The 24,912-nt window shown below is 63.8% G+C and carries 25 protein-coding genes; 18 read left to right on the top strand and 7 right to left on the bottom strand.

What is annotated here, in order from left to right; all coding sequences use genetic code 11:
- Window positions 1-2 precede the first annotated feature (2 nt).
- The 6 genes from DBR47_RS25305 (at window position 3) to DBR47_RS23855 (ending at window position 4,201) form a co-directional block, all read left to right on the top strand.
- Window positions 3-137, top strand: coding sequence for a hypothetical protein (locus DBR47_RS25305; RefSeq protein WP_255420807.1), 135 nt, complete (start codon window positions 3-5; stop codon window positions 135-137).
- A gap of 483 nt (window positions 138-620) precedes the next feature.
- Window positions 621-992, top strand: coding sequence for a DUF1801 domain-containing protein (locus tag DBR47_RS23875; protein ID WP_124454901.1), 372 nt, complete (start codon window positions 621-623; stop codon window positions 990-992).
- 34 nt (window positions 993-1,026) lie between these two features.
- Window positions 1,027-1,344 carry a DUF2628 domain-containing protein gene (locus tag DBR47_RS23870; protein WP_124454899.1) on the top strand — a complete coding sequence of 106 codons (318 nt, stop codon included), beginning with the start codon at window positions 1,027-1,029 and terminating at the stop codon, window positions 1,342-1,344.
- 31 nt (window positions 1,345-1,375) lie between these two features.
- The gene (locus tag DBR47_RS23865; protein ID WP_124454897.1) at window positions 1,376-2,071 is read left to right on the top strand and encodes an alpha/beta fold hydrolase; all 696 of its coding nucleotides are present in this window, start codon (window positions 1,376-1,378) and stop codon (window positions 2,069-2,071) included.
- 7 nt (window positions 2,072-2,078) lie between these two features.
- Window positions 2,079-2,723 (top strand): N-methyl-D-aspartate receptor NMDAR2C subunit, encoded by a 645-nt coding sequence (locus DBR47_RS23860; protein WP_124454895.1) that lies wholly within the window; start codon window positions 2,079-2,081, stop codon window positions 2,721-2,723.
- A 518-nt stretch (window positions 2,724-3,241) separates the two neighbouring features.
- On the top strand, window positions 3,242-4,201 hold the full coding sequence (locus DBR47_RS23855; protein WP_124454893.1) for a CysB family HTH-type transcriptional regulator: 960 nt from the start codon (window positions 3,242-3,244) through the stop codon (window positions 4,199-4,201).
- A 3-nt stretch (window positions 4,202-4,204) separates the two neighbouring features.
- Here DBR47_RS23855 and DBR47_RS23850 read toward each other — a convergent pair whose 3' ends face one another.
- Window positions 4,205-4,903 carry a phosphatase PAP2 family protein gene (locus DBR47_RS23850; protein WP_124454891.1) on the bottom strand — a complete coding sequence of 233 codons (699 nt, stop codon included), beginning with the start codon at window positions 4,901-4,903 and terminating at the stop codon, window positions 4,205-4,207.
- Between the two features lie 266 nt (window positions 4,904-5,169).
- Between DBR47_RS23850 and DBR47_RS23845 the strand changes: the two genes are divergently transcribed.
- The 4 genes from DBR47_RS23845 (at window position 5,170) to DBR47_RS23830 (ending at window position 8,312) form a co-directional block, all read left to right on the top strand.
- Window positions 5,170-5,505 carry a rhodanese-like domain-containing protein gene (locus DBR47_RS23845; RefSeq protein WP_231512478.1) on the top strand — a complete coding sequence of 112 codons (336 nt, stop codon included), beginning with the start codon at window positions 5,170-5,172 and terminating at the stop codon, window positions 5,503-5,505.
- A 27-nt stretch (window positions 5,506-5,532) separates the two neighbouring features.
- Window positions 5,533-5,997 carry an OsmC family protein gene (locus DBR47_RS23840; RefSeq protein WP_124454889.1) on the top strand — a complete coding sequence of 155 codons (465 nt, stop codon included), beginning with the start codon at window positions 5,533-5,535 and terminating at the stop codon, window positions 5,995-5,997.
- Between the two features lie 198 nt (window positions 5,998-6,195).
- A complete protein-coding gene (locus DBR47_RS23835) occupies window positions 6,196-6,957 on the top strand; it encodes a Crp/Fnr family transcriptional regulator (protein WP_124454887.1) in 762 nt (253 codons plus the stop codon).
- Between the two features lie 170 nt (window positions 6,958-7,127).
- Window positions 7,128-8,312, top strand: a complete 1,185-nt coding sequence (locus tag DBR47_RS23830; RefSeq protein ID WP_124454885.1) for a PEP-CTERM sorting domain-containing protein — start codon at window positions 7,128-7,130, stop codon at window positions 8,310-8,312.
- A 15-nt stretch (window positions 8,313-8,327) separates the two neighbouring features.
- On the opposite strand, the gene DBR47_RS23825 is transcribed toward DBR47_RS23830, so the two are convergent.
- Window positions 8,328-10,187, bottom strand: a complete 1,860-nt coding sequence (locus DBR47_RS23825; protein WP_124454883.1) for a methyl-accepting chemotaxis protein — start codon at window positions 10,185-10,187, stop codon at window positions 8,328-8,330.
- A 365-nt stretch (window positions 10,188-10,552) separates the two neighbouring features.
- On the opposite strand from DBR47_RS23825, the gene DBR47_RS23820 reads away from it, so the two are divergent.
- From DBR47_RS23820 to DBR47_RS23810, 3 genes are read left to right on the top strand one after another with little or no spacing between them, the layout of a single operon-like run.
- The gene (locus tag DBR47_RS23820; protein ID WP_370454955.1) at window positions 10,553-11,188 is read left to right on the top strand and encodes a nucleotidyltransferase family protein; all 636 of its coding nucleotides are present in this window, start codon (window positions 10,553-10,555) and stop codon (window positions 11,186-11,188) included.
- A 56-nt stretch (window positions 11,189-11,244) separates the two neighbouring features.
- Window positions 11,245-11,709: a GNAT family N-acetyltransferase gene (locus DBR47_RS23815; protein ID WP_124454881.1), complete on the top strand. Its 465-nt coding sequence runs from the start codon at window positions 11,245-11,247 to the stop codon at window positions 11,707-11,709.
- A gap of 48 nt (window positions 11,710-11,757) precedes the next feature.
- A complete protein-coding gene (locus tag DBR47_RS23810; RefSeq protein WP_124454878.1) occupies window positions 11,758-12,852 on the top strand; it encodes a DUF697 domain-containing protein in 1,095 nt (364 codons plus the stop codon).
- A gap of 7 nt (window positions 12,853-12,859) precedes the next feature.
- On the opposite strand, the gene DBR47_RS23805 is transcribed toward DBR47_RS23810, so the two are convergent.
- Both DBR47_RS23805 and DBR47_RS23800 read right to left on the bottom strand, forming a co-directional pair.
- Window positions 12,860-13,240: a hypothetical protein gene (locus DBR47_RS23805; protein ID WP_124454876.1), complete on the bottom strand. Its 381-nt coding sequence runs from the start codon at window positions 13,238-13,240 to the stop codon at window positions 12,860-12,862.
- A 131-nt stretch (window positions 13,241-13,371) separates the two neighbouring features.
- Window positions 13,372-13,812, bottom strand: a complete 441-nt coding sequence (locus tag DBR47_RS23800) for a hypothetical protein (protein WP_124454866.1) — start codon at window positions 13,810-13,812, stop codon at window positions 13,372-13,374.
- A gap of 325 nt (window positions 13,813-14,137) precedes the next feature.
- Between DBR47_RS23800 and DBR47_RS25410 the strand changes: the two genes are divergently transcribed.
- A complete protein-coding gene (locus tag DBR47_RS25410) occupies window positions 14,138-15,688 on the top strand; it encodes a methyl-accepting chemotaxis protein (RefSeq protein WP_305037025.1) in 1,551 nt (516 codons plus the stop codon).
- Window positions 15,689-15,708: 20 nt separating this feature from the next.
- On the opposite strand, the gene DBR47_RS23790 is transcribed toward DBR47_RS25410, so the two are convergent.
- The 3 genes from DBR47_RS23790 to DBR47_RS23780 all read right to left on the bottom strand — a co-directional run bounded on the left by DBR47_RS23790 (window position 15,709) and on the right by DBR47_RS23780 (window position 20,382).
- A complete protein-coding gene (locus tag DBR47_RS23790) occupies window positions 15,709-16,479 on the bottom strand; it encodes an MBL fold metallo-hydrolase (protein WP_124454864.1) in 771 nt (256 codons plus the stop codon).
- Window positions 16,480-16,567: 88 nt separating this feature from the next.
- Window positions 16,568-18,142 carry a dipeptidase gene (locus DBR47_RS23785; RefSeq protein WP_124454862.1) on the bottom strand — a complete coding sequence of 525 codons (1,575 nt, stop codon included), beginning with the start codon at window positions 18,140-18,142 and terminating at the stop codon, window positions 16,568-16,570.
- Window positions 18,143-18,210: 68 nt separating this feature from the next.
- On the bottom strand, window positions 18,211-20,382 hold the full coding sequence (locus DBR47_RS23780; RefSeq protein ID WP_124454860.1) for an EAL domain-containing protein: 2,172 nt from the start codon (window positions 20,380-20,382) through the stop codon (window positions 18,211-18,213).
- A 430-nt stretch (window positions 20,383-20,812) separates the two neighbouring features.
- Between DBR47_RS23780 and DBR47_RS23775 the strand changes: the two genes are divergently transcribed.
- From DBR47_RS23775 to DBR47_RS23760, 4 genes are all read left to right on the top strand, one after another.
- Window positions 20,813-21,007 (top strand): hypothetical protein, encoded by a 195-nt coding sequence (locus DBR47_RS23775; RefSeq protein ID WP_124454858.1) that lies wholly within the window; start codon window positions 20,813-20,815, stop codon window positions 21,005-21,007.
- 169 nt (window positions 21,008-21,176) lie between these two features.
- Window positions 21,177-21,593 (top strand): ribonucleotide reductase subunit alpha, encoded by a 417-nt coding sequence (locus DBR47_RS23770; protein WP_124454856.1) that lies wholly within the window; start codon window positions 21,177-21,179, stop codon window positions 21,591-21,593.
- 85 nt (window positions 21,594-21,678) lie between these two features.
- On the top strand, window positions 21,679-23,625 hold the full coding sequence (locus DBR47_RS23765) for a type IV pili methyl-accepting chemotaxis transducer N-terminal domain-containing protein (protein ID WP_124454854.1): 1,947 nt from the start codon (window positions 21,679-21,681) through the stop codon (window positions 23,623-23,625).
- 1 nt (window position 23,626) lies between these two features.
- Window positions 23,627-24,295 carry a response regulator gene (locus DBR47_RS23760; RefSeq protein WP_124454852.1) on the top strand — a complete coding sequence of 223 codons (669 nt, stop codon included), beginning with the start codon at window positions 23,627-23,629 and terminating at the stop codon, window positions 24,293-24,295.
- Window positions 24,296-24,912: the final 617 nt, after the last annotated feature.

The following is a 24,912-nucleotide window of genomic DNA, read 5'->3' as shown; positions in this document are numbered from 1 at the left end:
CCATGAACGACAAGACCACGAGTGAGCACATCCGTCCGCAAATCATCCGCAGGCTGATCGGGCTAAGTGCCGCAGCCTTTGGCATCACGACCGTCAATTCACCCCACACCGACCCTGCCGGTCTACGCAGAACCTAAGAATTTGTCTGAAGAAAGTGAGGGGGAGGATGGCGAGAGGATTTTGGATGCAGAGCAAGGCTGAATCCGACGAAGGCCAGACCCTCAGGGTCTGGCGCAAATCCAAACCACACCCGAAGGCATTGCGAGGATTTTCAGGGCAGCGATGCGTTCAAAGCGTAGGCCAGACGACCCCGGCTGTTTGCGGCGGAATTCTTCGTCGAACGCTTGGGCACCAAGCGCCGCTCCATCACATGGGCTCGCCGAGCCGAGCCGTTTCCCCGGGAGGCAAGACTATCGAACAAACTTCATGAATGCGCCCAATAAAACCAATGCTTCCGAGGGGGGCTGAAAACTCCTCTCTCGCAATGCCTCGTTCTCCAGCGAGGCATTGCTTTTTGTGCGAGCCGACAAGCTCGGAGCAAGGCTTGATGAGGGTCTGCTGACAGGATTGAGCACGCTTGCGAATAGCATCGCAGCCAACCCTTTTGAGGAGCGATTGCCATGCCCAATAAATCCGTCGACGCCCTGCTGCAAGACATCCGGCTGTTGAGCGAAGAGCGCTATCAAATCGTGCAGGCCGTGCGTGAGCTTTTGCTGAGTCACAAAGACTTCAAACCCTGCAGCGAAGAGCTCAAGTACGGCGGGATCTTGTTCAGCGCCGGTGTGCAGTTCTGCGGCGTCTTCGCCTACAAAGAGCATGTCTCCGTCGAGTTCGGCCATGGGGCCGATATTGACGATGCCTGGGGTCTGCTGGAAGGCGCGGGCAAGCTCAGACGCCACCTCAAGCTGCGCAGTCTGGACGATATTCAAGACAAGCGGCTGAAAGGCTATTTGGATCTGGCCTTGGCCGCCGCCAAGCAGGGCATGGGCTAAGCTGTCGGCCTCTGCTTTTGCAAGGCCCAAGCCCATGGCCGATTCATCGCCAGACCTCTACTTCCACCCTCGCCACGGCATCGCCCAAGTCAAGAAGGGCTTTTGCTTGCCAGCTTTTTTCTTTGGCTCCTTCTGGGCGCTGGCGCGGCGAGCCTATGCCTTGTTTCTGCTTCTGTCGGTATTCGACTTCGCGCTCTGGTTCCTCACCGGCTATGCCGCGGCACAGGAATCTCTGGGTTTGATGAGCCTGGGCCTTGTATGCACCTTGGCTTATGCCTATATCCGCGGCAAGCACGGCAATGAATGGATTCGCAATTCGCTGGAGGCGCGGGGCTACGCCCTGCGGAGCTAGTGTTGATATCCCCCGCAGAATCTAAAGCACGATGACGAAGCTGGTCCTGCTCCCCGGACTGGATGGCACCGGAGACTTGTTCGCCCCGTTTCTGAATGCTTTGGGTGATGAAGTCCAAGCACAGACCATTCGCTACCCTCTTGACCGGGTGCTTGGCTACCCAGAGTTGACTCAATGGGTCGCGCAACAACTCCCCAGCGGTGAACCCTTCTACATCCTTGGCGAATCATTCTCAGGACCCATCGCAATTGCCTTGGCTGCCCAAAATCCACAGGGCCTGAGGGGGCTCATCCTTTGCTGCACCTTCGCCAGCAACCCTCGTCCAGCACTGGCCTGGACCCGCTCTATGCTCCCCTTCATTCCGTTTCGCTGGACTTGGACCTTCGCGCTCGATCAGGCCTTGCTCTACCCGCAGGGAACGCCAGGCCTGCGGCAGGCTATCGCGCACGCGGTTTCCTCGGTAGACCCGCGCGTGCTGCGAAGCAGACTCAAGGCCGTGCTGGCTATTGATGTGCAAGACCATGTCGCTGCCATCAAGAGTCCTTGCCTTCTATTGGCGGCAAAGAGAGACCGCCTGGTGCCAGCCCAAGCCCGTCTCCGCGCGTCTCTTGTGGAGGCTCGCTTCCTTGAGTTGGATGGGCCACACGCCCTGCTTCAGGTCTTGCCAAACGAAACTGCTCGTGCCGTCACCTGCTTCATTCACGAGATCGAAGCAAATGCAGGCTGAACAAGCAATGAAACTCGACACACAAAACACCCCCTCGGTTGACGAGACCATGTTCCAAAACTCCTGGCAACGCAGCTGGCACAGCCTGGGCATTCAGCCCGCGCCCGGCCTACAGGCGCAGCTTCTGAGCGCTTACCGCGAGCCTCAGCGGCACTATCACACCCTGCAACATCTGCAGGAATGCCTGACGCATTGGGAGCGGGTGATCCAGCTGGCGCAGTTTCCCGCTGAACTGGAGCTGGCGCTTTGGTTTCACGACGCCGTCTACGAGGTCAAGGCCAAGGACAACGAAGCACAAAGCGCGCGGTGGGCCAGCCAAGCCTTGCAGCAGAGCGGAGCAAGCGCCGAGCAAATCCAGCGGGTGCAAGACTTGATCATGGCGACCTGCCACCAGGCAGCGCCCAGCGAAGCCGATGCGCAGCTCTTGGTTGATATCGACCTGGCCATACTGGGCGCGGAGCCCCCACGTTTCGCCGAGTACGACGCCCAGGTGCGGGCCGAGTACAGATGGGTGCCCGGCTGGATTTACCGCAGCAAACGCAAGCAGGTCTTGCGTAGCTTCTTGGCACGCGATGCCATCTACAGCTCGCCGCACTTCCATGCGCAATTGGAGGCACAGGCCAGGCTCAATCTCGCCGCAAGCTCCCGCTAGATTTCGAGGGCCCTCGGAGCTCGGCCCCGTTCAAACAAGGCCTTATGCAAGCGGCGCGCAAGCAAGAGTGAATTGCTTATTGGAAAGCGCTTGCGCCGCCGAATATCCTGCAAGTGCTTCAGGGAAATGAGGAAGCAGGAAAGCCGAAGAGAAGAGCAAGAGAAAGTGTCCCGTGCCACTTTGAAGGGGAACGGCCCAAGACGCCGTCACCCTCTGCAGCACGGGGGAGAAGCCAGGCCGTGCTCGAGCGGTATTGCTAAACGGGGGGGGGCTCCGTGGGGAAAGCAAGGGGAAACCACTCGAACACGGCCTGGACTGATTCCGGCAAGCAGCAGGGGCGCGTTGATTCACATCGTCAACAAGCCCAAAAACTTCATGAGGGCGGGTTCATCCCCGCCCTTTTTCTTTTTCCGGCAAAGCTAAGCAAGCGCTATGCGAATATCGTTAGCAGAATTTGTTGGACGACAAGGCAGACGGCAAACCTAACAATGGAAAGCAAATAACGAAAAGGGTTTGCCGTGAATTTCCAACAATTGCGTTCCGTCCGAGAAGCTCAGCGCCGCGGCTTCAACCTGACCGAAGTGGCCCTGGCCTTGCACACCTCGCAGCCTGGCGTGAGCCGGCAGATCCGTGAGTTGGAAGACGAACTCGGCATTGAAATCTTTGTGCGCGCCGGCAAGCGCCTGACCGGCCTGACCGAACCCGGCCGCAATGTGATGCCCATCGTCGAACGCCTGCTGCATGAGGCCGATAACCTCAAACGCGCCGGCGACGACTTTGCCCGCGCCGACAGCGGCACCCTGCGCATCGCCGCCACCCACAGCCAGGCCCGCTATGCCTTGCCCCCGGTGGTGCGCGACTTCCGCGCCGCGCATCCCGATGTGATCCTGCATCTGCAGCAGGGCTCGCCCCAGCAGGTGGCCAAGCTCTTACTGGACGGCGAGGCCGATGTGGGCATCGCCACCGAGGCCCTGGCCCAGTACGAGGATCTGGTCGCCCTGCCCTGCTACCGCTGGACCCATACCATCATCACCCCGCTGGATCACCCGCTGGCCCAGGAAGCAGCCGATCTGGCCGCACAGGGTCAGGTCTTGCCACTGGAGCGACTGGCCCAGTTCCCCATCATCACTTACGAGAGCGGCTACACCGGTCGCTCCCATATCGACGAAGCTTTCCGCGCCGCCGGCCTGGACTTGAATGTGGTGCTGGCCGCCATGGACGCCGACGTGATCAAGACCTATGTGGACCTAGGCCTGGGCGTTGGCATCGTCGCGGCCATCGCCTACGACGATGAGCGCGACCGCCACCTCAGCGCCATCGATGCTCGCCATCTGTTTGCCGACAATATGACCCGCTTGGCGGTACGCCGCGACGCCTATCTGCGCGACTACATCTACGCCTTTATCTCCACCTTTGCCGCGCCGCTGAGCCGTGCGGCGGTGGATGAGGCCCGGCTGGGCTTGAGCGAAGCGGCCTGAGGCCTACTCGGCAAGACGCCAGCGCTGCAAGAGCCTGGCGAGCATCAAGCACAGCAAGGCCCAGGCCGCGCCGAAAGACCAGCCACCCAGCACATCGCTGGCCCAGTGCGCACCCAGCATGACGCGGCTGATGCCCACCAGCACCGTCAGCAAGACGGCGGTGCTCAAGATGAAGATGCGCTCGCGCTGACGCACCCGCATGGCGGCCAACAAACTGCCCAGGGTCAGGAAGACGATGGCCGACATGCTGGTGTGGCCGCTGGGGAAGCTCCAACCGCTGACCACCGCATCGGCGAAGGCTGCATCCGGCCGGGCGCGCGCGAACAAGCTCTTGAAAAAGTACAGCAGACCCGTGCCGCTGATGGCCGAGAGCGCCAGCAAGCCGGCCCGGCCCCGGTGGCCGCTGAGCACCAGATAGACCACCGTCAAGCTGCTGATCAGCACCAACACCGCCGTGCTGCCCAGGGCGGTGATGTCGCGCATCATCTCGGTCAGACCGGGGTGGGCCGCGCGCAGGCTTTGCGCCGCCAAGAGCAGGCGCTGATCGAATCCATAGGCCTCACCACCGCCCACCTCATGCCCCAGATGCGCGAAGCCCAGGGCCAACAAAAGCATCAGCCCGGCCGCCAGCAAGGGTCGCAACAGCCGGCGCTTGGAGGCTGGCGACAAACGGATGATGGAAGGGCTGGCTGGCTTTGACATGGCGGAAAGGAAGCGGGGCAAGAAATGGAAAAAGGTGTTGCGTCACCGGAATTGGAACCGATGCGCGGCATGATCGAAACCGCGACTCGCACAGGCATTTTTCCGGCGGCACATCTTCGGTGGATTGGCTGGCCATGCGCCGGGTTCAAGCCTTCCGCTGCTTCAACTCAGCCCACCCAAAACATGCATATTTGCATACGTACGCAAATTATGAAATAATCAATCATGGCAAGGCGCCAAGGCTGGCGCCGCAAGGAGTGATGCTGATGTTGAAGAGCTTGATGGGCCAGGCTGCGGCCGGCCCGACAGGGAATGCGGACTGCGCCGACGCCAACACCTTGGTGATCGATGTGCGCTCACCGGGCGAGTATGCGTCCGGCCATGTGGACGGCGCGCTCAACGTGCCGCTGGACCGCATAGAAGCCGATCTGCCGGCCCTGGCGCCCGACAAAGGCCAGGCCATCCTGCTGTGCTGCGCATCGGGCATGCGCTCGGGCATGGCCTTGCGCGCCCTGCAGGCCATGGGCTATCAAGCCGCAGTCAACGGCGGCGCTGCTGGCGCCCTGGCCCTGCAGCTGCAACGCCCCATCCGCCGCCTGTGAGCGGCACCCCGAAGAAGGAGAACCCGCATGAGTGAGCCCCTCGTCAGCGTGACGCTGCGCCAGCAGCAAGACTACCGCTTTGACATCGACTTCGGCCCCGGCAAGGTCGGCGTCCTCAGCGATGAGCCCGCGCCCCTGGGCACCGGCTTGGGTCCCACGCCGGTGCAACTGCTGTGCGCGGCGGTGGGCAACTGCCTGAGCGACTCGCTGCTGTTTGCGCTGCGCAAATTCAAGCAAGCGCCCGAACCGCTGCACTGCACGGTGCAGGCCGAGCTGGGCCGCAACGAGCAGGGGCGTATGCGCGTAGTGCAGATGCATGCCACCCTGCATCTGGGCGTGCCCGCGGCCCGGCTGGAGCATCTGCAAAGAGTGCTGGACACATTCGAGGCCTATTGCACCGTGACCCAGAGCGTGGGCCAGGGCATAGACATCCGCCTGACGGTGCTGGACAGCGAGGGCCAAGTCATCAAGTCCAGCACGCCCAGGACTTGAGCGCCGTGCCGTGCCCGCAAGGCGGTACAAGCCAGGCCTGTTGCGCTGAATTTGGGGGGCTATCGCCGGCCCTCGCGTGCAAAAATAGTTGCGAGCTTGGACTTGTCGCAGCCCGTCGCGCCTTGTGAGCCCCTCCCAAGCGGGCTGCCCGCAAGATGCGAACCTGCTGGAACTACACCGCTCTTACCCGGGTCCCTCATGCCTCAGCCTTGTCCCGAGACTCCTGCCGGAGTCAGCACCGCCAAGTCTCGCCAGTCTGCGCGCGCGATTGCCAAAGCCTTTCTGCAAAAAACGCTGGGCTTTGCCGACTGTCTGCCCAGCACCTTGGATGCGCTGGTCGAGCAGGGGCATCTGCGCACGCTCAGCAAAGACGAGCACCTGGTTCGTCAAGGCGAACCCTTCGATATGCTGGCCTTGGTGGTGGAGGGTTCGCTGAGCTTCAGCCAGAGCCGGCCCGATGGACAAAGCCTGCGGCAAAGCATGCAGTGTGCAGGCGACACCATAGGCTATGTGCCCATGGCGGACGGCTCGCTCTACCCCTTCGACACCTTCGCCCGCAGCAGTGGCACGGTGATTCTCATCATGCCCGGCGATCTGATTCGGCAGCTGCGCCCCCTAGACCCGGGCCTGGGCCGCACCATTGAGCTGCAGTTGGCCTTCCGCCTGCGCAGGACCTATGAAAGGATGAACCACGAGGCCGGGCAAACCATCAACGTTCGTCTGGCCTACACCCTGCTGGCTTGGGCGCAGCGCTTTGGGCTGGAGCGCGGCGATACCGTGGTCATCAAAGAGAAGTTCTCTCAAAACGAACTCTCCGGCATCCTCGGCGTCAGCCGGCAGCGGGTGAACTTCGCCTTGCGCGAGCTCAAAGAGGCCGGGCTGATCGCCACGCGCTACTCGACCCTCACCGTCTTGGACATGAAGGGCCTGCTCCGTTACGCCAACGAGCACACGCTCTGAGCTCGCGCGCCCCTCTGGCCGCGCCGCAGCAAGTCTTCAAGCAAGCCTTTCGCTCTTGCCCATGAACTAGGGGGGAGAGGAAAACCCGTTTGTGTCGAAGCTTTGACAAATTTTTGCAGCCGACTTTCAAAGAATGGCATCTCCAACCACTCCCAATCGCAGAGGTTCTCATGCAATTCAAAAAAGTCCTGATGGCAGCACTCATGAGCGGTGCTGCCATGCAAGTCGCCTTGGCCGGCGCACCGAGCTACACCCTGGTCGATCTGGGGCCGAGCAGCAGCTCAGCAGTGGCTCAAGGCCTGGGGGTTTCATCCAATGGCAGCTACGCCGTCGGCACCACAGTCAACCAGGGCCCCTGCTGGTACTGCGGCGACTCCAATGCCATGCTCTGGGGCAATGGCGGCGCCACTGCCTTGCCCAATTTACCGAGCAATAGCTTCGCCATTGCCCGCGGCGTCAACAACTCAGGCATTGCGGTCGGCACCCTGGGCACAACGGCCTGGGGCCAAGACCCACAAGCGGTGAAATGGGTCAATGGTCAGGCCCAGCTGCTGTCCGTGCCCGCATGGGCTGGCGGCATGGGCCATGCCAACGCCATCAATAACGCGGGCATGGTGGTCGGTGACGCGAGTTCCAGCGATGGTCTCGGGCGCGCGCAACTCTGGGATGCCAGCGGCCAGTCCATCGGTATCAGCGCCAGCAGCAATGGCAGCTTCATGACCTCAGCCACTGGCATCAGCGGCGCCGGACCCAAGGGCGAAGCCACCATCGTCGGCCTGGGGGTCGACCCCAGCAATGCCAGTCTCAACGTGGGCCTCGTCTCCTACCTCCGGCAAGGCCAAACCTTCACCCAGGTGCTGACCCCCACCATAGATGGCGCCAACGGCGTGATGCCCATGGCCATCAGCAGCAATGGCTTTGTGACCGGCGTCCTGACCCTCAATCAAGGCTCGATTGGCTCTTTCATCTGGAGCGAGGCCACGGGCATGAAGCAAATCACACCCCTGGGCCCAGATGCCAGCTTTATGCAGGCCCGCGGCGTCAATAGCCAGGGCTGGGCGGTCGGCACCATCTTCGGCAACTCATTCCTCTATGACGGGAAGCAGACCTACGATTTGCAGACCCTGCTATCGGCACAAGCGCAAGCGGCGGGCTGGACTTTTAACGACTCCTCCGGCGCGGCCTCTGCCATCAGCGACAACGGCATCATCATTGGCACGGCGAGTCTGAACGGCCAAATCCATGCGGTCCAGCTAATTCCCACCCAAGCCGTGCCCGAGCCCGCCAGCTACGCGCTGATGCTTTTGGGGATGAGCGCCTTGGCCCTGTTGAAGCGTCGCCGCAGCACGCCTTGATGCGGCGGCAAGCCCTCAGCGCAGCTTGAAGGCCGCCACCGAGCCCACCAGCTGCTCGGCCTGGCTCTTCAGGCTCTCGGCCGCCGAGGCGGTTTCTTCCACCAAGGCGGCGTTTTGCTGGGTGGCCTGGTCCATGGTGCGGACGGTCATGCCCACCTGCTCGATGCCCACGCTTTGATCGCGGCTGCTGCTGCTGATCTCGCCCACGATGTCGGTGACCTTGCGGATGCTGGCCACCAACTCGTCCATGGTGGAGCCGGCTTGTGCCACCAGCACGGTGCCGCGTTCCACCCGCTCCACACTGGCCGCGATCAAGCCCTTGATCTCGCGCGCCGCCTCGGCGCTGCGCCCGGCCAGGGTGCGCACCTCGGTCGCCACCACCGCGAAACCGCGCCCTTGCTCACCCGCCCGCGCGGCCTCGACGGCCGCGTTCAAGGCCAGGATATTGGTCTGAAAGGCGATGCCATCGATGACGCCGATGATGTCCGAGATGCGCTTGGAGCTGCTATTGATCTCGCTCATGGTGCTGACCACCTCGCCCATCACCTCGCCACCGCGCGCCGCCACATGGCTGGCGCTCTGGGCCAGCTGATCGGCCAGCTGGGCGTTCTCGGCATTGTGTTTGACGGTGCCGCCCAGCTCTTCCATGGTGGCCGCGGTTTGCTGCAGGGCGCTGGCCTGCTGCTCGGTGCGGCCGGACAGGTCCAGATTGCCCTGTGCGATCTCGGTGCAGGCGGTGGAGACGTTTTCCGCCCGCCCCCGCACCGAGGCCACGATTGCTGAAAGGCTGGTGCTCATCTCGCCCAAGGCCTCCAGCAAGGTGGTGATTTCGTCCCGCCCTTCCAGCTTGGCCTGGTGGTTGAGCTCGCCCCGCGCCACCGCCTGCGCCGTCTCCAGCGCGACCGCCACGGCCGAGCGGATCTGGCTGGCCACCGTCCACATCATCCAGGCCGACAGCGCCAGCATCAGGCCCGAGATGGCCAGCACAAACAGCAACTCGCGCTGGCTGTCCTGCACCCTTTTTTCCAGCGCGTCGGAGAACTGCTTGATGGCCGGGTTCAGCAAGGCAAAGTGCTGATCGATCACCCGGGTCATGGTCGCGAAGTAGGCCGAGGAATCACCGGTCGGCGTCTCAGGGCTGAGGATTTGCTGGCGGATCAGCTCAAGCGCCTCATCAAATCCAGTCTGGGTCTTTTTGACCTCGCCGCTCAGGGCCTGGGTCAGCGGGGGGTTGGAGCTACCGGCTAATTCCAGCAGCTTGAAGGTGTCATGGCCGTGCTGCCGGGCCTGGCTGATCAGGCCCAGGATCAAGGCCTTCTCCTGCGCATTGGGCACGCCCTGGGCCAACAAGGCCGCACCGCGGGCCCGCATCTGACCCAGAGCCTCGGTCAGCAAGGGCAGCTTGGAAAAGGCGGCGGATTGCAAATAGTAGGTGGTGGCCTCGGGGTCCAGAACGATGCCGTAGGCAATCGCCACATCGTCGAGCAGATCGACCTGCTCGACGATCAAGTCGGTGTGCAATGAAAAGCTCTCCGGCGGCTTCAGGCCCGCGGCGGAAACCTTGCCCGCCAGCGCCCGCCAGCGTTCATCCAGGGTTTGCAAACGGCTGTTCAGCTTGGGCTCCGGCGCCTGCGCCAGCGCGGCCTTGAGGCGTGCGTACTGGGCATCCACCGCGGCCTGCTGCTCCTTTCGCTTGGCCTCCATGGCCTTGTTGCCGCCCAGCCAGGCCGCCGTCATGCCGCGATGCACCTGCAGCAGCTTGATCAGCTGCACCGCCTGCCTGGCCGGTTCAACGCCATCAAACTCAAGCCTTGCCACCTGGACCTGTTCCAGCTTGTTATTGATCAAGCTCAGCGTCGGGACCAGAAGAATCAAGAGACTCAGCAGCGCCAAAAGACCAAACTTGGCGGAGATAGACAGTCGCGAGAGCAAATGACCCACAGTTTGACTCCCAGTAACTAACGCAGCAGCGCGTAGACCAACTCAGACTAGCGAGCTTTGGCGCCCCTGGCAACTCATGCAAACGCCGCAGAGGCAGGAATGCACGAATTCCCGTGGCGAATGCGCAAATCGCAACAACTGAGCCTAGCCCACGCACCGTGTTTGGGCGCTGTGCCAAAGGCTTTGCCCTTTCAGTTCCTTGGCGCCCCGCCGCAGCCGCAGGCTTTTTGCCAGCAAAATGAAGAACCTGTCCTACGAAGAGATGGCCCAGCGCTTTGCGGCCATGATGAATACACCCGATGCTTCCTGACGACTCGCTGATCTCGCTGTGTGAAGACCCGCAGGCCGAGGCGCCCGAGCACGCCGACCACCTGATCGCCCTGGTGCAGCAAAGCCCTTGGCTGATGGAGGCCCTGCGGGCCGTGCGCGGCCTGGGACTGGCCTCCTGGTGCATAGGCGCGGGCGTCTTGCGCAACCTGGTCTGGGACGCCTTGCACGGCAAGAGCCCGGCCGACAGCAGCGCCCACGTCATGAGCGATGTGGATGTGGTCTTTTTCGACGCCAGCGACCTGAGCCCCGAACGCGAGGCCGCGCTGCAAGCCCGGCTGAGCCAGTGCATGCCCACGCTGCCCTGGGAGGTGAGCAACCAGGCCAGGGTCCATCTGTGGTTTGAGTCTTGCTTCGGCCATGCGGTGCCACCGCTGACTTCGCTCCACGAAGCCGTCGCCTCCTGGCCGGAGTACGCCACCGCCGTGGCCGTCTGGCTGGACGAGGCCGATCGCCTGCATGTGCTAGCCCCACATGGCTTGAGCGATCTTTTCTCATGCACCGTGCGGCGCAACCCCATCCGGGTCAGCGTCGAGACCTACCACCAGCGGGTGAGCCAGAAACGCTATGCCGAGCGCTGGCCCCGGGTGCGCGTGCTGGCGGCCTGATAAATTCCCTCTGCATCGCCGCGCTGCGGCCCCAAACCCGAAGAGACGAGCCGCCCATGCCATTTGAATTCCGCCCTGCCCGGCCCAGCGATATCGCGGCCTGCATAGACATACGCGGCAAGACTCGCGAGAACGCCATCTCCGCCACCCGCCTGGCCGAACTGGGCATCACCGAAGCCTCCTGGGCCGGCCAAGTTGCCTCGGGCGAACTGCCCGGCGAGGTCTGCACCCACGAGGGCCAGATCGTGGGCTACTGCTTCGCCGAACTCAAGACCGGCGAGATCATCGTGTTGGCCCTGCTGCCCGCATTTGAAGGCCAGGGCCTGGGCCGCCGCCTGTTGCAAGACATGATGGCCCAGCTGCAAGCCCAGGGTCACCAACGCCTCTTTCTGGGCTGCGCCAGCGACCCGCGGGTGCGCTCGCACGGCTTTTACCGCAGCCTGGGCTGGCGCGCCACGGGAAAGCAGGACAAATACGGGGACGAAGAGTTGGAGTACCTGTTTGCTGAGGGGCTAAGCTGAAGATCCGATGAGATCACCCCAAACAGCTTTGCCCCAAGAACCCGCCCCATGAGCACATCCCTGCGCCGACTGCTGATCGCCCTGGCCCTGCTGGTCTTGTTCTATGCCGGCGCCTCGGTGCTGGCCACCCTCAGCCAGTTGGCCAATGCGGCGGACCGGGTGGCCATGGGCGCCGGGCAGTATGTGTTCTGGAGCCTGCTGGCCCTGTTTGCCGGTCTGGCCGCCACGCCGCTGCTGCTGTACTTTCGCCTGCCCAAGCCGCTGATCCCGCCGGCCAGCCAGCAAGAGCCGGCCTATGGCCTTTATCTGCAGCGGGTGCTGGCCTCGCTGCAGCGCAACCCGCTGCTGCAGGGTCAGGTCTTGCGCGATGCCCACGACATCGCCCCGGCCCTGGAGCACTTGGGCAAGCTGGCCGATGAGGCCGCCTTGAAGGCGGCCAGTGGGACCTTTGTCAGCACCGCTCTGATGCAGAACGGGCGGCTGGACGGCTTGATCGTGCTGGCCTTGCAGCTGCGCTTGGTGTGGCGGCTGATGTGCATCTACCAGCTGCGGCCCTCACCCCGCCAGGCCCTCTACATCTACGCCAATGTGGGCGGCGCCCTGCTGGTGGCCAGCAGCATCGAGGATGTGGACTTTGCCGAAATCACCACGCCCTTGCTGAGCGCGGCCGCACCGTCGCTGGCCGAGAACATGCCGGGCCTCGGTGGGCTCTCACGGCTGCTGGGCAATAGCCTGGCCAATGGCGCGGCCAATGCCTTTCTGACCCTGCGCGTGGCCATGCTGACCAAGCAGTATTGCCAGGCCCTGGTGCGGCCCGACCCCGTGCCCTTGCGCAAGAGCGCCAGCCTGGCGGCCCTCGCCCTGCTGGCCGTGGTCAGCCGGGATAGCGGCGCACGTGTGGTCAAGGCCGTGTTCAAGGGCGCGGGCGGGGCGCTCAGCGGCGCGGCATCGGCCACCACGCAGAATGTGATGAACTCGGTCAGCAGCGGCGCCAATGCGGCGGGCGGGCAGGTCCGCAAGGTTGGTCAGCAGCTGGGCCGGGCCTTCAGCGCCTCGGCCGAAGGCGCGCGCAAAATGGTGGGCTTGGGGCCCAAGCCGCAAGACAAGGATGCCGGCGCCGCCAGCGAGGACGGCAAACCCTAAGCAAGGCTTAGCGCGCCAACTCGACCGCCACAGCCACCGCCTTGTCGCTCTTGTTGGACCACATCCAGCAAAAGTCTTGCTCGGCGCTAGGCTTCAAGACACCGGCAGCCGCCAGCAAGCCATCGGCCTTGGCCGGATAGCCCACCTTCTCGCCCTCGTGGAAGTGGATGTTGAAGTTCAGCGCCTGCTGGGCCTTGAAGCTCCATTGCACGGGTGCGCTCGGACCCAGCTTGCCGCAGACCTCCAGAAACTTGCCCGGCGCGATCTCGCTGCTGTGCGCAAACTTGGCGTTTTCATTCCAGCGGATCTCGACCAGCTCCGCCTGCGCCGCGCCAGCCCCACCCAGCAGAAGAAAGCTCAGGGCCAGGGTGTGCAAAGTGGAAGACATGGGCGGGCGCCTCTCAAATGAAGTGAGTGAATGAATGATTGAACAAGCCCAAAGCGCACGCCAGCGCGCCTGGGCAAACAGCGGCCGCCATGATAGTCGGCGAGCCGCCCGCCTGGCTGGCTCAGCCCATCTCAACTCAACTCGCTGAAGCGCAGATCCGTCACCAGGCCGTTGGCGCTGGGCTCGAAACTCAGCTGCACCCGCCCATCGGCCGTGGCCCAGGTCAGCGGGCCTACCGGCATCAAGACCAGGCTGCGGCGCGCATCCACCACCACCCGCAGCCGTTTGGCCGTGCCGGCCACGGCCAGGCTGCGGCCGTCTCTGAGCTTGTAGTCGCCCTGAGCCGCCTGCGCCACCAGGCGTTGAGCGGCGGCCTCTTGTTCGGCCGCGGCGATGACGCGCGCCAATTGTTCGGCGGACAGCTGGGCACCCGGTGCAGGCCCTGCCGCCTGAGCATGGGCCGAAGCAGCCCCCAGGGTGGCCAACACGGCCACGGCCAGTGCACAGGCCAGGCCGCGCGGCCGAAGTGCCCGAGATTGCGCTGCTTGCTTGGAGGAAAAAGAAATCGCCATGATGAACTCCCGTCGCTGTTGTGGCGGCCTCGAAGCAAGGCCTGAGCCCATGATTGCGCTGGCAATCGGTGGCCGCAGCCCGGCTGCGACGAGGCGTAAAAAGCGCGTGATGGAGCGCAGGATGAGGCGATGCGAGTCGATCGCAACGAACGCCCGAACCGGCCGACGCTCCCGCGCCGTCCCTTGATTTGCGCCAAATACACCACGCTTCTCGCGCACAAACGGGCGCTGTTCGACCATAGACTGAGCAGCTAACGCACAAGTTCTGCAGCAACCCACACCGGGTCGAGATCGCACGGCCTTGTTTTCCTGGAAAGGAATGTCGATGAACCTTAGCAATTTCAAGATTGGAGCCAAGCTGGGCTTCGCCTTCGCCCTGGTCGTCACCATCAATTTGCTGGTGGGGATTTTCTCCGTCGCGCAGTTGTCTCGTATCAATGACAACGTCGAGGAGATCGGCGGCAACTGGTTGCCCAGCATCAAGATCCTGGGCGAGATCCAGGACACGGCCAACGACCTGCGCAAGCTGCAGGCCCTGCATGTGATGGCGGCGGACGACAAGGCCATGGACGAGTTGGACAAAAAGTTCGAGACCACCAAACAGCATTTTGACGAGCTGCTCAAGACCTATGCCGGCCTGATCTCGGAAGGCGCCGAGCGCAGCGCCTACAAAGAGTTCGAGCCCACCGTCCCGGTGTTCTTCGAGACGCACAAAAAGTTGCTACCGTTGTCGCGCGGTGGCGAAGCCATGACCGAGAAGGCGCAGGCCTTTTACCGCGAGCAAGGCTATGTTGACTTCAATCGCATGAACGACGCCATCGCCAAGCTGATTGAAGTCAACGACAAGGGGGCCGAGGCCGCCACGCGCAAGGCCAAGGAGACCTTTAGCAATGCCAAGCTGATGGACACGGTGAGCCTGATCATCTCGGTCGCCCTGGCGGCCGGCTTGGCCTTCTGGGTCACCCGCCAGATCACCCTGCCCCTGGCCACCGCCGTGAAAGCTGCGCGGCAGTTCGCCGACGGCGATATGACGAATGACCTGCGTACCGAGGGGCGCGACGAAACCGCCGAACTGCTCAACGCCCTGGACAGCATGCGCCTGAAACTGGCCGACATCGTCGGCAATGTGCGCCGCAATGCCGACAGCGTGGCCACCGCCAGCGCTCAGATCGCCCAGGGCAATCACGACCTGAGCGGCCGCACCGAGCAGCAGGCCAGCGCGCTGGAAGAAACCGCGGCCTCGATGGAGCAGCTCAGCTCCACGGTGAAGCAAAACGCCGACAACGCGCGCCAGGGCAATCAGCTGGCCCAAAACGCCTCAGGCATCGCCGTGCAGGGCGGCGAGGTGGTGGGCCAGGTGGTGGAGACCATGAAGGGCATCAACGACAGCTCCAAGCGCATCGTCGACATCATCAGTGTGATCGACGGCATCGCGTTTCAGACCAATATCCTGGCCTTGAATGCAGCGGTGGAAGCCGCCCGTGCGGGCGAACAGGGGCGCGGCTTTGCCGTCGTGGCCAGCGAGGTGCGCAGCCTGGCCCAGCGCTCGGCCGATGCGGCCAAGGAAATCAAGGGCCTGATCTCCGCCAGCGTGGAGCGGGTGGAAAGCGGCACGGCCTTGGTGGACAAGGCCGGGGCCACCATGCAGGAGGTGGTCGTCGCCATCCGCCGCGTCACCGACATCATGGGTGAGATCAGCAGCGCCAGCGTCGAGCAAAGCTCAGGCGTAGCCCAAGTCGGCGAGGCCGTCACCTCCATGGACCAAGCCACCCAGCAGAACGCCGCCTTGGTCGAGGAAAGCGCGGCCGCCGCCGAGAGCTTGCGCAATCAGGCGCAGCAATTGGTGGAGAACGTCTCGGTCTTTAAGCTTCGTTGATCCATAGAGGCGCCCCAGGCTCAGCCAGGGATGGCGTAGTCGCGGTCCGTCATCAGGTCGATGCCACAGCTCAGCGTTTCGACCCAATCGATGAACTCCTGCACGGCCGGACCCTTCATGGGCGCGCCGTGCTGGGGCACGATCATGTCTATCGGCAGCTTGCGCACCATCTGCGCCCAATGCCGCAAGACCTTGTTGGCCACCATATAGCGGCGGTGAAACCCTTCCATATAGGGCAGGTGCTCGGCCAGCGAGGTGACGGGGGTTTGCGCATCCAGGCCATGGCCCAGTGAGGCGCCAAGATCGCCCGAGAACAGGATGCGGCTGACCGGGTCGTAGAACTGGAAATTGCCTTCGGAGTGCAAAAAGTGTGCCGGCAGCGCCAGCAGATGACCGCGCCCCAGGGGGATGCGCATGCCCGGATCGGGGATGCCCACGATGCGGCCCGTCGTCTTGCCGGACTTGCAGAAGTGCGGCACGAAGCGCTCCCAGATGCGCGAGATATAGACCTTGGCCGTGGCGGTGGCCGTCATCCAGCGATCCAGCGAGGCGATGATGTCCGGGTCGGCATGGGAGGCGATGATGGCCGAGAGCTGGTGCGGCGCGAAGTGCTGGGTCATGCCCAGATACAGCTCGCCATAGGCCAGATTGCCACCGGGGTCAACGATGACCCCGGTCTTGTTGTCGATCAACAAGAACTGGTTCGATTGCACCGCCTCGCCGCCCTCGCGGCAGAGGTCGGTGAACATCAGGCAAAGGTGTCCGTCCTTGTTGAACAGTTCGATCGGCATGTGTTGACCCAGGTTGAAGCGGCTCAATGTAGACGGGTGAACAAACTGCGAACTTGATCAGCATCAAGTCGGCAGCCCGGCGCGGCCATCAAATATTGCGTCTGTGCGTAAGCGCGACAAGCATGCGCCCCCGCAGCTCGATATAGAAGGGCGCAATCGCGGCCATGGCGGCTTGCGAAAACTCGGTCGCCTGCACCAGGCGGCGGGCCACATCGGGCTCTTGGGCCAAGCGGGCGTCCAGCTCACGCCAGCGCGCATGCAAGTCGGCCTCGAAGGGCTCATGCGCCTCTTTCAGCAAGGGCAAGGCCTGCTGAAAGCCCAGCTGCATCAAGTTATCCACAAACTCGATGCACCAGCGGGCCGAGCTGTCGCTGTACTGCTCGGGCAGGTACTCGCGGAAGCTGGGGTGGGTGTCCGTGATGCCCAGATGCATGGGCACCCAGGTGCTGACCAGGGGGTTGGCCAGGGCCAGCCAGTAGACGCCGGCGATGTCGGCGGGCAGCTCGCCGCGCAGCTGGCAGATCATGGCGTAGTGGCCGAAATGCCGGGCCACCGGCCGGCGATGGGTCAGCTTGAGCAGGCGGCGCAAATCGGGCGTGGGAAAGGGCGTGGCCAAAGGGCTTTTTTGCAGCTGGCCCTGGGCATCGGCCACCCACCACTGCGGCTGCTCGGTGATGTCGTACACCGTGCCCTCAAAGGTGGAGCGGTGAAAGTCCATCAAATCCTGCAGCGCCAGCGGGCGCTCCGGCTTGACCGAAAAAGGATAGATGGCCATGGGTTCGAGGACCTGGGTGTAGCCGTCCAGGGTCTTGTGGCGGTCGGCGCCCAGCTTGCGGTCGGGCCAGGCGCGCAGCGAGGGTGCCACCGTCGAATAGAACAACCACAGGCGCGAGACCGCCCATTCGCGCGGCAGCGGGATATAGGCCTCTTGCCAGTCAAAGCGTCGGCCTTGGGTGGGGTCAAACCAGCCGCGCTCGATGGCATAACTTTTAAAATGAGCGCAAGCCAGGTATTGCTGCTCGTCGCTGGGGTCGATCTCACGCAAGACACTCCAGTTGCCCACCACCAGGGCATGGTCGTCCGGCATGCGGCGCGCGGCCCAGATAGCGCCGGGCTGGCCGCTGGCGCGGGTCCAGCCCTTGCCCACGCCCAGCACCTCCATGATCCAAACCTCGCGCGCGTCGGCAATACACAGCAACTCGCTGCCCTCGCCGCAGGAAATCAGGAAACCGTAGCGCTCCATCAACTCGCCAATCAAGGCGATGGCCTCGCGCGGATGGCGGCAGCGCTGCAGGGCAAAAACCATGGCCTGCTCGATGCTCATGATCTGCTCGCCCTCGCCGCGCTGGCATTGCAGTTCGGGGCGCTGGGCGGTGGTGCTCTCGGCGATCGCCAGGCCATGCTCGTTGACATGGGAGTAGGCCGAGTGGAAGTAGGCGTAGCTGTGCGCGACCTGCGGGATCTCACCCAAGACTTCGCCGAAATCATTCAGATCAGCGCCGCGGATCTCTTGCAAACCCCAGTGCACGGCGGCCATGCTGCCGGGCGTATGGTCTTGCGCGGCCACCTTGCGGACACGGGAATCGAGGCCGGTATCGGAATGACTGATCAGGGTCGAGCCCTCCGCGCTGGCCAGCCGGCCGACGGCAATGACGGTGCACATATCGAAAGCCCCCAGCCCCTGCGTTCGTATAAGGCAAATATATTAAACCAAGGACCAGACGCAGCGGCTCAGAGCTCCCCCTCGTGCATATGCACACCGCAGTTTTTGACGTAGGGCGCGATGGCCTCAAAAGGCAGGGCCGGGCTGAACAACCAGCCCTGGAAGATATTGCAGCCCAGCTTCATCAACAGCTCTTTCTGCGCCTCGGTTTCCACATACTCGGCCACCACCTTCATGCCCTGGGCCCGGGCCAGCTCGCAGACGCAGCGGATGATGTCCTGATCCACCGGGCTGCTGAGCACATGGCGGGTCAGCACGCCGTCCAGCTTGAGGATATTCATGCTGAAGCGGTGCATATAGAGCAAGGAGGTGCAGCCCATGCCGAAGTCGTCCATGGACAAGGACACGCCCAGGGCCTGCAGCTCGGTCAAGGTCTGATTGGCCCGCTCGGTGGTGGAGACGTTGCGGCCCTCGGTGATCTCGATGTCCAGCTCATGCGGGCTCACCCCATGCTCGCGCATGGCTAGGCGCACTTGGCGGGTCCACTCCGAGGACTCCAGCTGCAGCGATGACATATTGATGGAGACGGTGAAGCCCTGCAGGCCTTGGGCGCGCCAGCGGGCGATGTCCCGGCAAGCCTGGTTCAAGACCCAGACGCCGATGCGATGGATCAGCTCGCACTCCTCGGCCAGATTGACGATGGCTTGCGCAGGCACCGGGCCATGCTTGGGGTGGGTCCAGCGCAGCAAGGCTTCCAGACCCACCACATGGCCCAGGCTGTCGTGCTGTGGTTGGTAGAACAGGCTCATGCGGCTGCTGCCCAGATCGGCCTCGCAGTCGCGCACCAGGCTGCGCGCCAGGGCACCAGACACATCGTCCCGGTCCAGATGGCGGGGCCCGGCCAGTTCGATGGGCAGCATGAAGCCGTTGATGGTGCGCGCAAAGGTGCTGCGCCTTTGCTCCTCGCGGCGCTGCTCCAGCCGGCGCAAAAAGGGCGCATAAATCGTGGTGGCCGCCAGCACACCCAGCATTTGCACGGCAGGCCCGGCCCAGCCACCACTCATCACATAGCCCGACACCAGGATAGGCGTGGACCAGCTCACCAGCTGACCGCCCAGCTGCATCAGGCCGAGTTGCATGGCCACAATGGCGATGCCGCAGCAGCACAAGGGCGCCAGCACAAAGGGCAAGGCCATACGGAAACCCAGGACCATGGGCAGGCCAAACAGAATCGGCTCGTTGACGTTCAAGATGGCCGGCACGATGGACAGCCAGGCCAGGCGACGCAGGCCTCGGTCCTTGCTGAGAAAAATGCAGAACACAATCACGCCCCAGGTCGCCCCCGCTCCGCCCAAATGCGCAAACGCGTTCATGAACATGGGCGTGGCCAAGACCGCGTCATAGGCCACCGAGGACGGCGCCAACAAGGCCCCGGGATTGCCCGCCCAGCTCAGGAACACCTGGCCGGCATTGATGCCCATAATCCAGAACAACTGGTTGATCAGCACAAAGAACAGGTTCAAGGCAAAGCCCGGCAGCTGCTGCAAGGCCGCCACGCCCGCGGCCACCGGCGCTGACTGCGTCAGCCAATTGAAGCCAGAACCCAAGAGCCCGTACACCAGGCTGATCACCAGCATGCTCAGCGCGGCCGCCACCGACAGCTCGATGGCACTGCGCAAGGGCAGGCCCGCCTCCATCTCCGAGGCATCCATCTGGTTGGGCCAGACCCGGGCCAGGCCGTGCATCAGCTCCGAGCAGGCAATGCCCACCCAGATGCTGTGGAACACATTGGCATAGCCAAAAGCCTTCAAATCGGGCTGGCCTTTGAACACCACCACCAGAAAGGCGGCGCCCGCCACCGCGGCCGTGGTGAGCTGGCCATACTGATCCACTCTTTGCACCGCTTGCAGGCGGCCACTGACCTTGTAGCTGATGGCGCAAGTGCCCAGAAAGCCCATCACCCCCAAGGTGGCCGCGCTGAGGGCGTAGGCCCAGCTCTGCCAGCCACTGCCCAGATGCTGCAACATCCAGTTCACCAAGGGGGGATAGGGAATCTCGGCCAGGCTGAGGGCCAGGGCTCCCATGGCCGTCAAGGGCAGCAAGGCCAGATAGGCCTCGCGGACCGAGGAAAACCAGGCCGGCAGGCGTTGCCGCAAAAGCAGGCGCAAGCCGCGAAAGACCGCGCCACCGAACAGGCGCCTGGAGACGCCGTGCCAAAGAGTTACCTGCGCGGTATTCATCCGGCCTCCGCGTACGTACTCTGCAAATTCATCACACCACCCCCAAGCCTCTGGCCCATCCCCGCCCTCGATGCCAGACGCAGCACCGGCGGAACAAAGCAGTCAAGCAAACATCGCTGCTGATGTGGCCCCGTCTGACGCATCCCACCAAAGAAGCCGGCAAAGCAGAAGCTGACAGATGTCGGGTTACTTGGGGTGACATCACCACAAGCCGGGACAAGGCTGTGGCATCCCCGACTCAGTCCTCGGCGGCAAGCGTCTGGCGCCTTGCCGCGCCGGCGCCATTCCATCCGCTGTTGGCGCGGTCTGAGCCCTTGAAACACCCGCCCATCGCCCGCGGCTCGCCGGGTCTTGAGGCGCGGGCTACATTGCGCAGCGCTTGCTGTTCAGCACGGCAAAAAACCAACAACCCTTTTGATCGGGAGTACCCATGATCCAACGCATTAGTTCTTTGTCCCTGGCCTTGCTGGCCGCCGCCCTGTGCAGCGCCTGCGTGATCGCCCCGCCGAGTAGCGTGCGCGTCGCCGACCCGGCCGAGATCGCCAAGATGGGCGAGCAAGCCATCCTGGTCTGCGGCGCCGGCCTGGTCAAGGAAGTCAACGCCAAGAGCTTTAGTTGCAAATAAGCGCCTGAGGGCGCCAGGCCCGCCCCAGCCGCCGCGGGTCTTTCGGTGCAGGACCGACACCCGCGCGGCTTAAGATGCGCCGCAAGACCGCGGATTCAGCCCCTGCAGCCGGCCACAGCCCCAGGCAAGCAGAGGCAGACGAAGGACCGCCGGCACTGGGAGCGGATGCATGAGAATTGAAAGCTTCAACGATTTGCTGGTGGCCGCGCGTGCGCAGCCCCAGCCGCAACGTCTTTTGCTGGTCTTCACCCAGGCCGAGCTGCCGGACCAGCCCACAGCCGAGCAGCGCCAGCAGTTCCAGGCCGGCCGAGGCGGTGTGCTGACGCCGCAGATCTGCGTGGACAAAACCCCCGATGAATTGAGCAGCTTTGCCGCCCTGCTGGCCGAGGCCCAGAGCCTGGGCGCCGACTGGCAGATCGTGTTCGCCGCCGCACTCTCTGGCAGCGGCGGCCAAGCCCCCACGGAGGCCCAGACCAATGCGGCCCTGCAGCGCATGGTGGAGGCCATCAAACAAGGCCAGGTCGGGGGGTTGATCCCCTTTGATCTGGCCGGCCAGCCCCTGCGCCTGGGCGAAGCCGCGAACTGACAAGCCCCCAAAAGCCTGCGCGGCGTCCCGCCAGGCCTTGATTCAGCTCAAGCAGCAAAGGCCGCAAGGCCACTAAGGTGCTTCCATGTTTCGTCGTGTGCGCAGCCTGGTTGGCAAACTGGCCCTGATTCAAACCAGCTTTCTGCTGGTGGCCCTGGCCTCTATCGCCTTCACCCTGTGGGTGTCTTGGCAGTTGGAGGGCGGCGCGGGCGCGATCAACGAGGCCGGCCGCATGCGCATGCTCAGCTACCGCATGACGCTCTCGCATGCGCAAGGGCAGATGCAGGACGTGCAGCGCGATGTGCTCGGCTTCGACGAAATGGTGGAGCGCCTGCGCAAGGGCGACGCCCAAAGACCTTTGTTCGTGCCCGACACGGCCGCCTGCCGCGAGGGGCTGAGCCTGGTGTCAGCCCAATGGCCCAAGTTCCGCGCCAGCTTGTTGAGCGACACCGGCAGCAGCGAGTTGCGCGGCCAGGCCGATGCCTTTGTGGCCACGGTGGACGCCTTGGTCGGCGCCATCGAACACACGATTGCCGCGCGCACCGCCATCCTGGGCGGGCTGTGCTTTGGCCTGGTGGTGCTGGTGGTGGCGGCCTCGGTGGTGTTTGTCTCGGGCACCTTTGTCTGGATCATCCAACCCCTGCAACGCTTGCGCGAGGGCCTGGGCCAGATGGCGGGCGGCAATCTGGCCGTGCGGGTGGATGAGCAAGCCTCGGTGGAGGAGTTCACCAGCCTGGCCATGGGCTTTAACCAGATGGCCACGGCTTTGCAACAAGCTTATGCGGGCCTGGAGGGCAAGGTCAGGGAGAAGACCGCCCACTTGGCCGAACAAAACGAACGCCTGGAGGCCTTGTACGACGTGGCGCAGATGTCGGGTCAGGGGGACCTGAGCCTGGAAACCCTGGCCCACTCCTTTGCCACCAAGCTGGCACGCATCGCGCGAGCCGACGCCAGCGCCGTGCGCCTGGCCGCCGAGGACGGCGAGCGCCTGCTGCTGCTGGGCCAGGCCTGCCTGCCCCAAGCCATGATCGATGCCGAGCGTTGCCTGCGCAAAGGCGAATGCGCTTGTGGCGCCCCGGCCCTGCCCGCAACAACGCCGGCAAGCCCAAGAGTAATCGCCATCCAGGCCCTGCCCTCGCCAAAGCTGGGGCATTGCGAACAGGCGGGCTTTCAAACCGCGATCTCCATTCCCATGCGGGCCGGCACGCGCCAGGTCGGTGAGGTGGAGCTGTTTTTCTACTCCGAACGGCGTATGAATGAATCGGAGAGCGTGCTGCTGGACGCCCTGGTGGGCCAGTTCGGCGTACAGGTCGACAATCTGCGCCTGGTCTCGCGCGACCGCGAGATGGCGGTCTCAGAAGAACGCAATCTGCTTGCGCAAGAGCTGCACGACTCCATCGCCCAGGTGCTGGCTTTTTTGAAGATCCAGGTGCAGCTGCTGCGCAGCGCCATGGCCAAGAGCCGACCCGAGCAGGTCGAGCGCGCGGTGGACGAGATCGATGCCGGGGTGAAAGAGTGCTATGCCAATGTGCGCGAGCTGCTGCTTCACTTCCGCACCCGGCCTGGGCATGAAGACATCGAACATGCTTTGCGCAGCACCTTGAGCAAGTTCGAGCAGCAAAGCGGCCTGAGCACCCATCTGAGCCTGCAGGGCGACGGCCTGCCCCTGCCACCCGATCACCAGATCCAGGTGCTACACATCGTGCAGGAAGCCTTGTCCAATGTGCGCAAGCATGCCCAGGCCGACCATGTCTCGCTGCGGGTGGAGCAGCTGCCGCGCTGGAGCTTTGAGGTACAGGACAACGGCCGCGGCTTCCAGCCCCTGGCACCGGAAGACCAACACACCCATGTGGGTCTGCAAATCATGCGCGAACGCGCACAACGCATAGGCGCGCAGCTGAGCATCGATGCCCCGCCCGAAGGCGGCACCCGGGTGCGCCTGCTGCTGCCCGCGCAAAGCGCCTTCACCAGCAGCCAAGGCGCGGTCGCCGCCCCTAGCACCCCCGACACCTTGCCCAGCCCCGCCCCTTGATATGAAGAAACCCATCACCGTCCTGGTTGTCGATGACCACACCTTGTTCCGCCGCGGCCTGATCGCCTTGCTGAGCCAGGAAGAAGGCGTCGAGGTCTTGGGCGAAGCGGCCGATGCCGGCGAGGCCTTGCGTGCCGCCGTGAAGCTACAACCCGACCTCATCTTGCTGGACAACCATATGCCCGGCATGCGCGGCGTGGACCTGCTACCCGAGCTGCGCCAAAGCGTGCCCGCCACGCGGGTGCTGATGTTGACCGTCAGCGAGGACGAGCAAGACCTCAGCGATGCCTTGCGCAATGGCGCCCAGGGCTATCTGCTCAAGACGGTGGACGGCGAGGATCTGGCTGCTGCCTTGATACGCACGATGCGAGGGGAATCGGTGGTCAGCCCCGAGATGAGCCACAAGCTCTTGAATGCCTTGCGCAAGGGCTCACCCACGGGTGTTGAGCCCGCCTCGGTCGACCGAGGGGACACGGTGCCCTTGTCGCCGCGTGAGCTGGAGATTCTGCGCGAGCTGACTCGCGGGGCCAGCAACAAAGAGATCGCCCGCACGCTGAACATCGCCGAGACGACGGTGAAGATCCATGTGCAGCACATTCTGCGCAAGCTGGGGGTGAGTTCGAGGGTGCAGGCAGCGGTGTGGGGGAGTGAGAGGGCGTTGGGTTCTTGACTGAAGTGGAGCATGGCTTCGCAGCTTGCTTGCATCACCCTTTGCCAAGGCCCAGCGGGGAGTTCGCCCCCGCGGGCGACCTACTTTTTTGCTTCGCCAAAAAAGTAGGCAAAAAAGGCGACCCGACGCCTGGCCCCTGCGGGGTCCGTTGCGGTGCTCAGCTTCACTGGGCCGCGCCCAACTCACTACGCTACGCTCCGTTCAGACAAGGGGCGCGAAGTCAGTTCACGAAGTCGCTTCGCGACGCCCAGCGAAGCTTCCGCTCCTCACCCAGTCTCAACGGGATCTGAATACCGTCACGCCTCGCTGCGCATCGGCTTGAGGGGCTGCATGCGACAAGCGCATGCAGCGGCAGCTGCCGCGCTATCGAGGCGACGCGTAGCGAGCCGAGTGGAGTTCGCATTCCCCGTGTTGCCTGGGCGAGGAGCGCAGAATTCGCCGGGCAGCGCGCAGCGCCTTCAAGTTCTAGCTCGCGCCGCATGTTTGAACGGAGCGTAGCGAAGTGAGTTCGGCGCGGGCCGGCGAATTCGAGCACCACAGCGGACCCCGCAGGGGCCAGGCATTCGGGGCGGTTTCTTTGCCTCCTTTCTTGGGCGCTGTTTAGACCGGAGACATAG

This window comes from Paucibacter sp. KBW04, assembly GCF_003852425.1.
GTDB lineage: Bacteria > Pseudomonadota > Gammaproteobacteria > Burkholderiales > Burkholderiaceae_C > Paucibacter_A.
The sequence above is the reverse complement of the archived record's forward strand: the minus strand, read 5'-3'. Positions and strand labels throughout refer to the sequence as shown.

Coding starts and splice junctions, on each gene's coding strand:
- DBR47_RS25305 (WP_255420807.1), top strand. CDS start 3: ATGAACGACAAGACCACGAGTGAGCACATCCGTCCGCAAATCATCCGC.
- DBR47_RS23875 (WP_124454901.1), top strand. CDS start 621: ATGCCCAATAAATCCGTCGACGCCCTGCTGCAAGACATCCGGCTGTTG.
- DBR47_RS23870 (WP_124454899.1), top strand. CDS start 1,027: ATGGCCGATTCATCGCCAGACCTCTACTTCCACCCTCGCCACGGCATC.
- DBR47_RS23865 (WP_124454897.1), top strand. CDS start 1,376: ATGACGAAGCTGGTCCTGCTCCCCGGACTGGATGGCACCGGAGACTTG.
- DBR47_RS23860 (WP_124454895.1), top strand. CDS start 2,079: ATGAAACTCGACACACAAAACACCCCCTCGGTTGACGAGACCATGTTC.
- DBR47_RS23850 (WP_124454891.1), bottom strand. CDS start 4,903: ATGTCAAAGCCAGCCAGCCCTTCCATCATCCGTTTGTCGCCAGCCTCC.
- DBR47_RS23845 (WP_231512478.1), top strand. CDS start 5,170: ATGTTGAAGAGCTTGATGGGCCAGGCTGCGGCCGGCCCGACAGGGAAT.
- DBR47_RS23840 (WP_124454889.1), top strand. CDS start 5,533: ATGAGTGAGCCCCTCGTCAGCGTGACGCTGCGCCAGCAGCAAGACTAC.
- DBR47_RS23835 (WP_124454887.1), top strand. CDS start 6,196: ATGCCTCAGCCTTGTCCCGAGACTCCTGCCGGAGTCAGCACCGCCAAG.
- DBR47_RS23830 (WP_124454885.1), top strand. CDS start 7,128: ATGCAATTCAAAAAAGTCCTGATGGCAGCACTCATGAGCGGTGCTGCC.
- DBR47_RS23820 (WP_370454955.1), top strand. CDS start 10,553: ATGCTTCCTGACGACTCGCTGATCTCGCTGTGTGAAGACCCGCAGGCC.
- DBR47_RS23815 (WP_124454881.1), top strand. CDS start 11,245: ATGCCATTTGAATTCCGCCCTGCCCGGCCCAGCGATATCGCGGCCTGC.
- DBR47_RS23810 (WP_124454878.1), top strand. CDS start 11,758: ATGAGCACATCCCTGCGCCGACTGCTGATCGCCCTGGCCCTGCTGGTC.
- DBR47_RS23805 (WP_124454876.1), bottom strand. CDS start 13,240: ATGTCTTCCACTTTGCACACCCTGGCCCTGAGCTTTCTTCTGCTGGGT.
- DBR47_RS23800 (WP_124454866.1), bottom strand. CDS start 13,812: ATGGCGATTTCTTTTTCCTCCAAGCAAGCAGCGCAATCTCGGGCACTT.
- DBR47_RS25410 (WP_305037025.1), top strand. CDS start 14,138: ATGAACCTTAGCAATTTCAAGATTGGAGCCAAGCTGGGCTTCGCCTTC.
- DBR47_RS23790 (WP_124454864.1), bottom strand. CDS start 16,479: ATGCCGATCGAACTGTTCAACAAGGACGGACACCTTTGCCTGATGTTC.
- DBR47_RS23785 (WP_124454862.1), bottom strand. CDS start 18,142: ATGTGCACCGTCATTGCCGTCGGCCGGCTGGCCAGCGCGGAGGGCTCG.
- DBR47_RS23780 (WP_124454860.1), bottom strand. CDS start 20,382: ATGAATACCGCGCAGGTAACTCTTTGGCACGGCGTCTCCAGGCGCCTG.
- DBR47_RS23775 (WP_124454858.1), top strand. CDS start 20,813: ATGATCCAACGCATTAGTTCTTTGTCCCTGGCCTTGCTGGCCGCCGCC.
- DBR47_RS23770 (WP_124454856.1), top strand. CDS start 21,177: ATGAGAATTGAAAGCTTCAACGATTTGCTGGTGGCCGCGCGTGCGCAG.
- DBR47_RS23765 (WP_124454854.1), top strand. CDS start 21,679: ATGTTTCGTCGTGTGCGCAGCCTGGTTGGCAAACTGGCCCTGATTCAA.
- DBR47_RS23760 (WP_124454852.1), top strand. CDS start 23,627: ATGAAGAAACCCATCACCGTCCTGGTTGTCGATGACCACACCTTGTTC.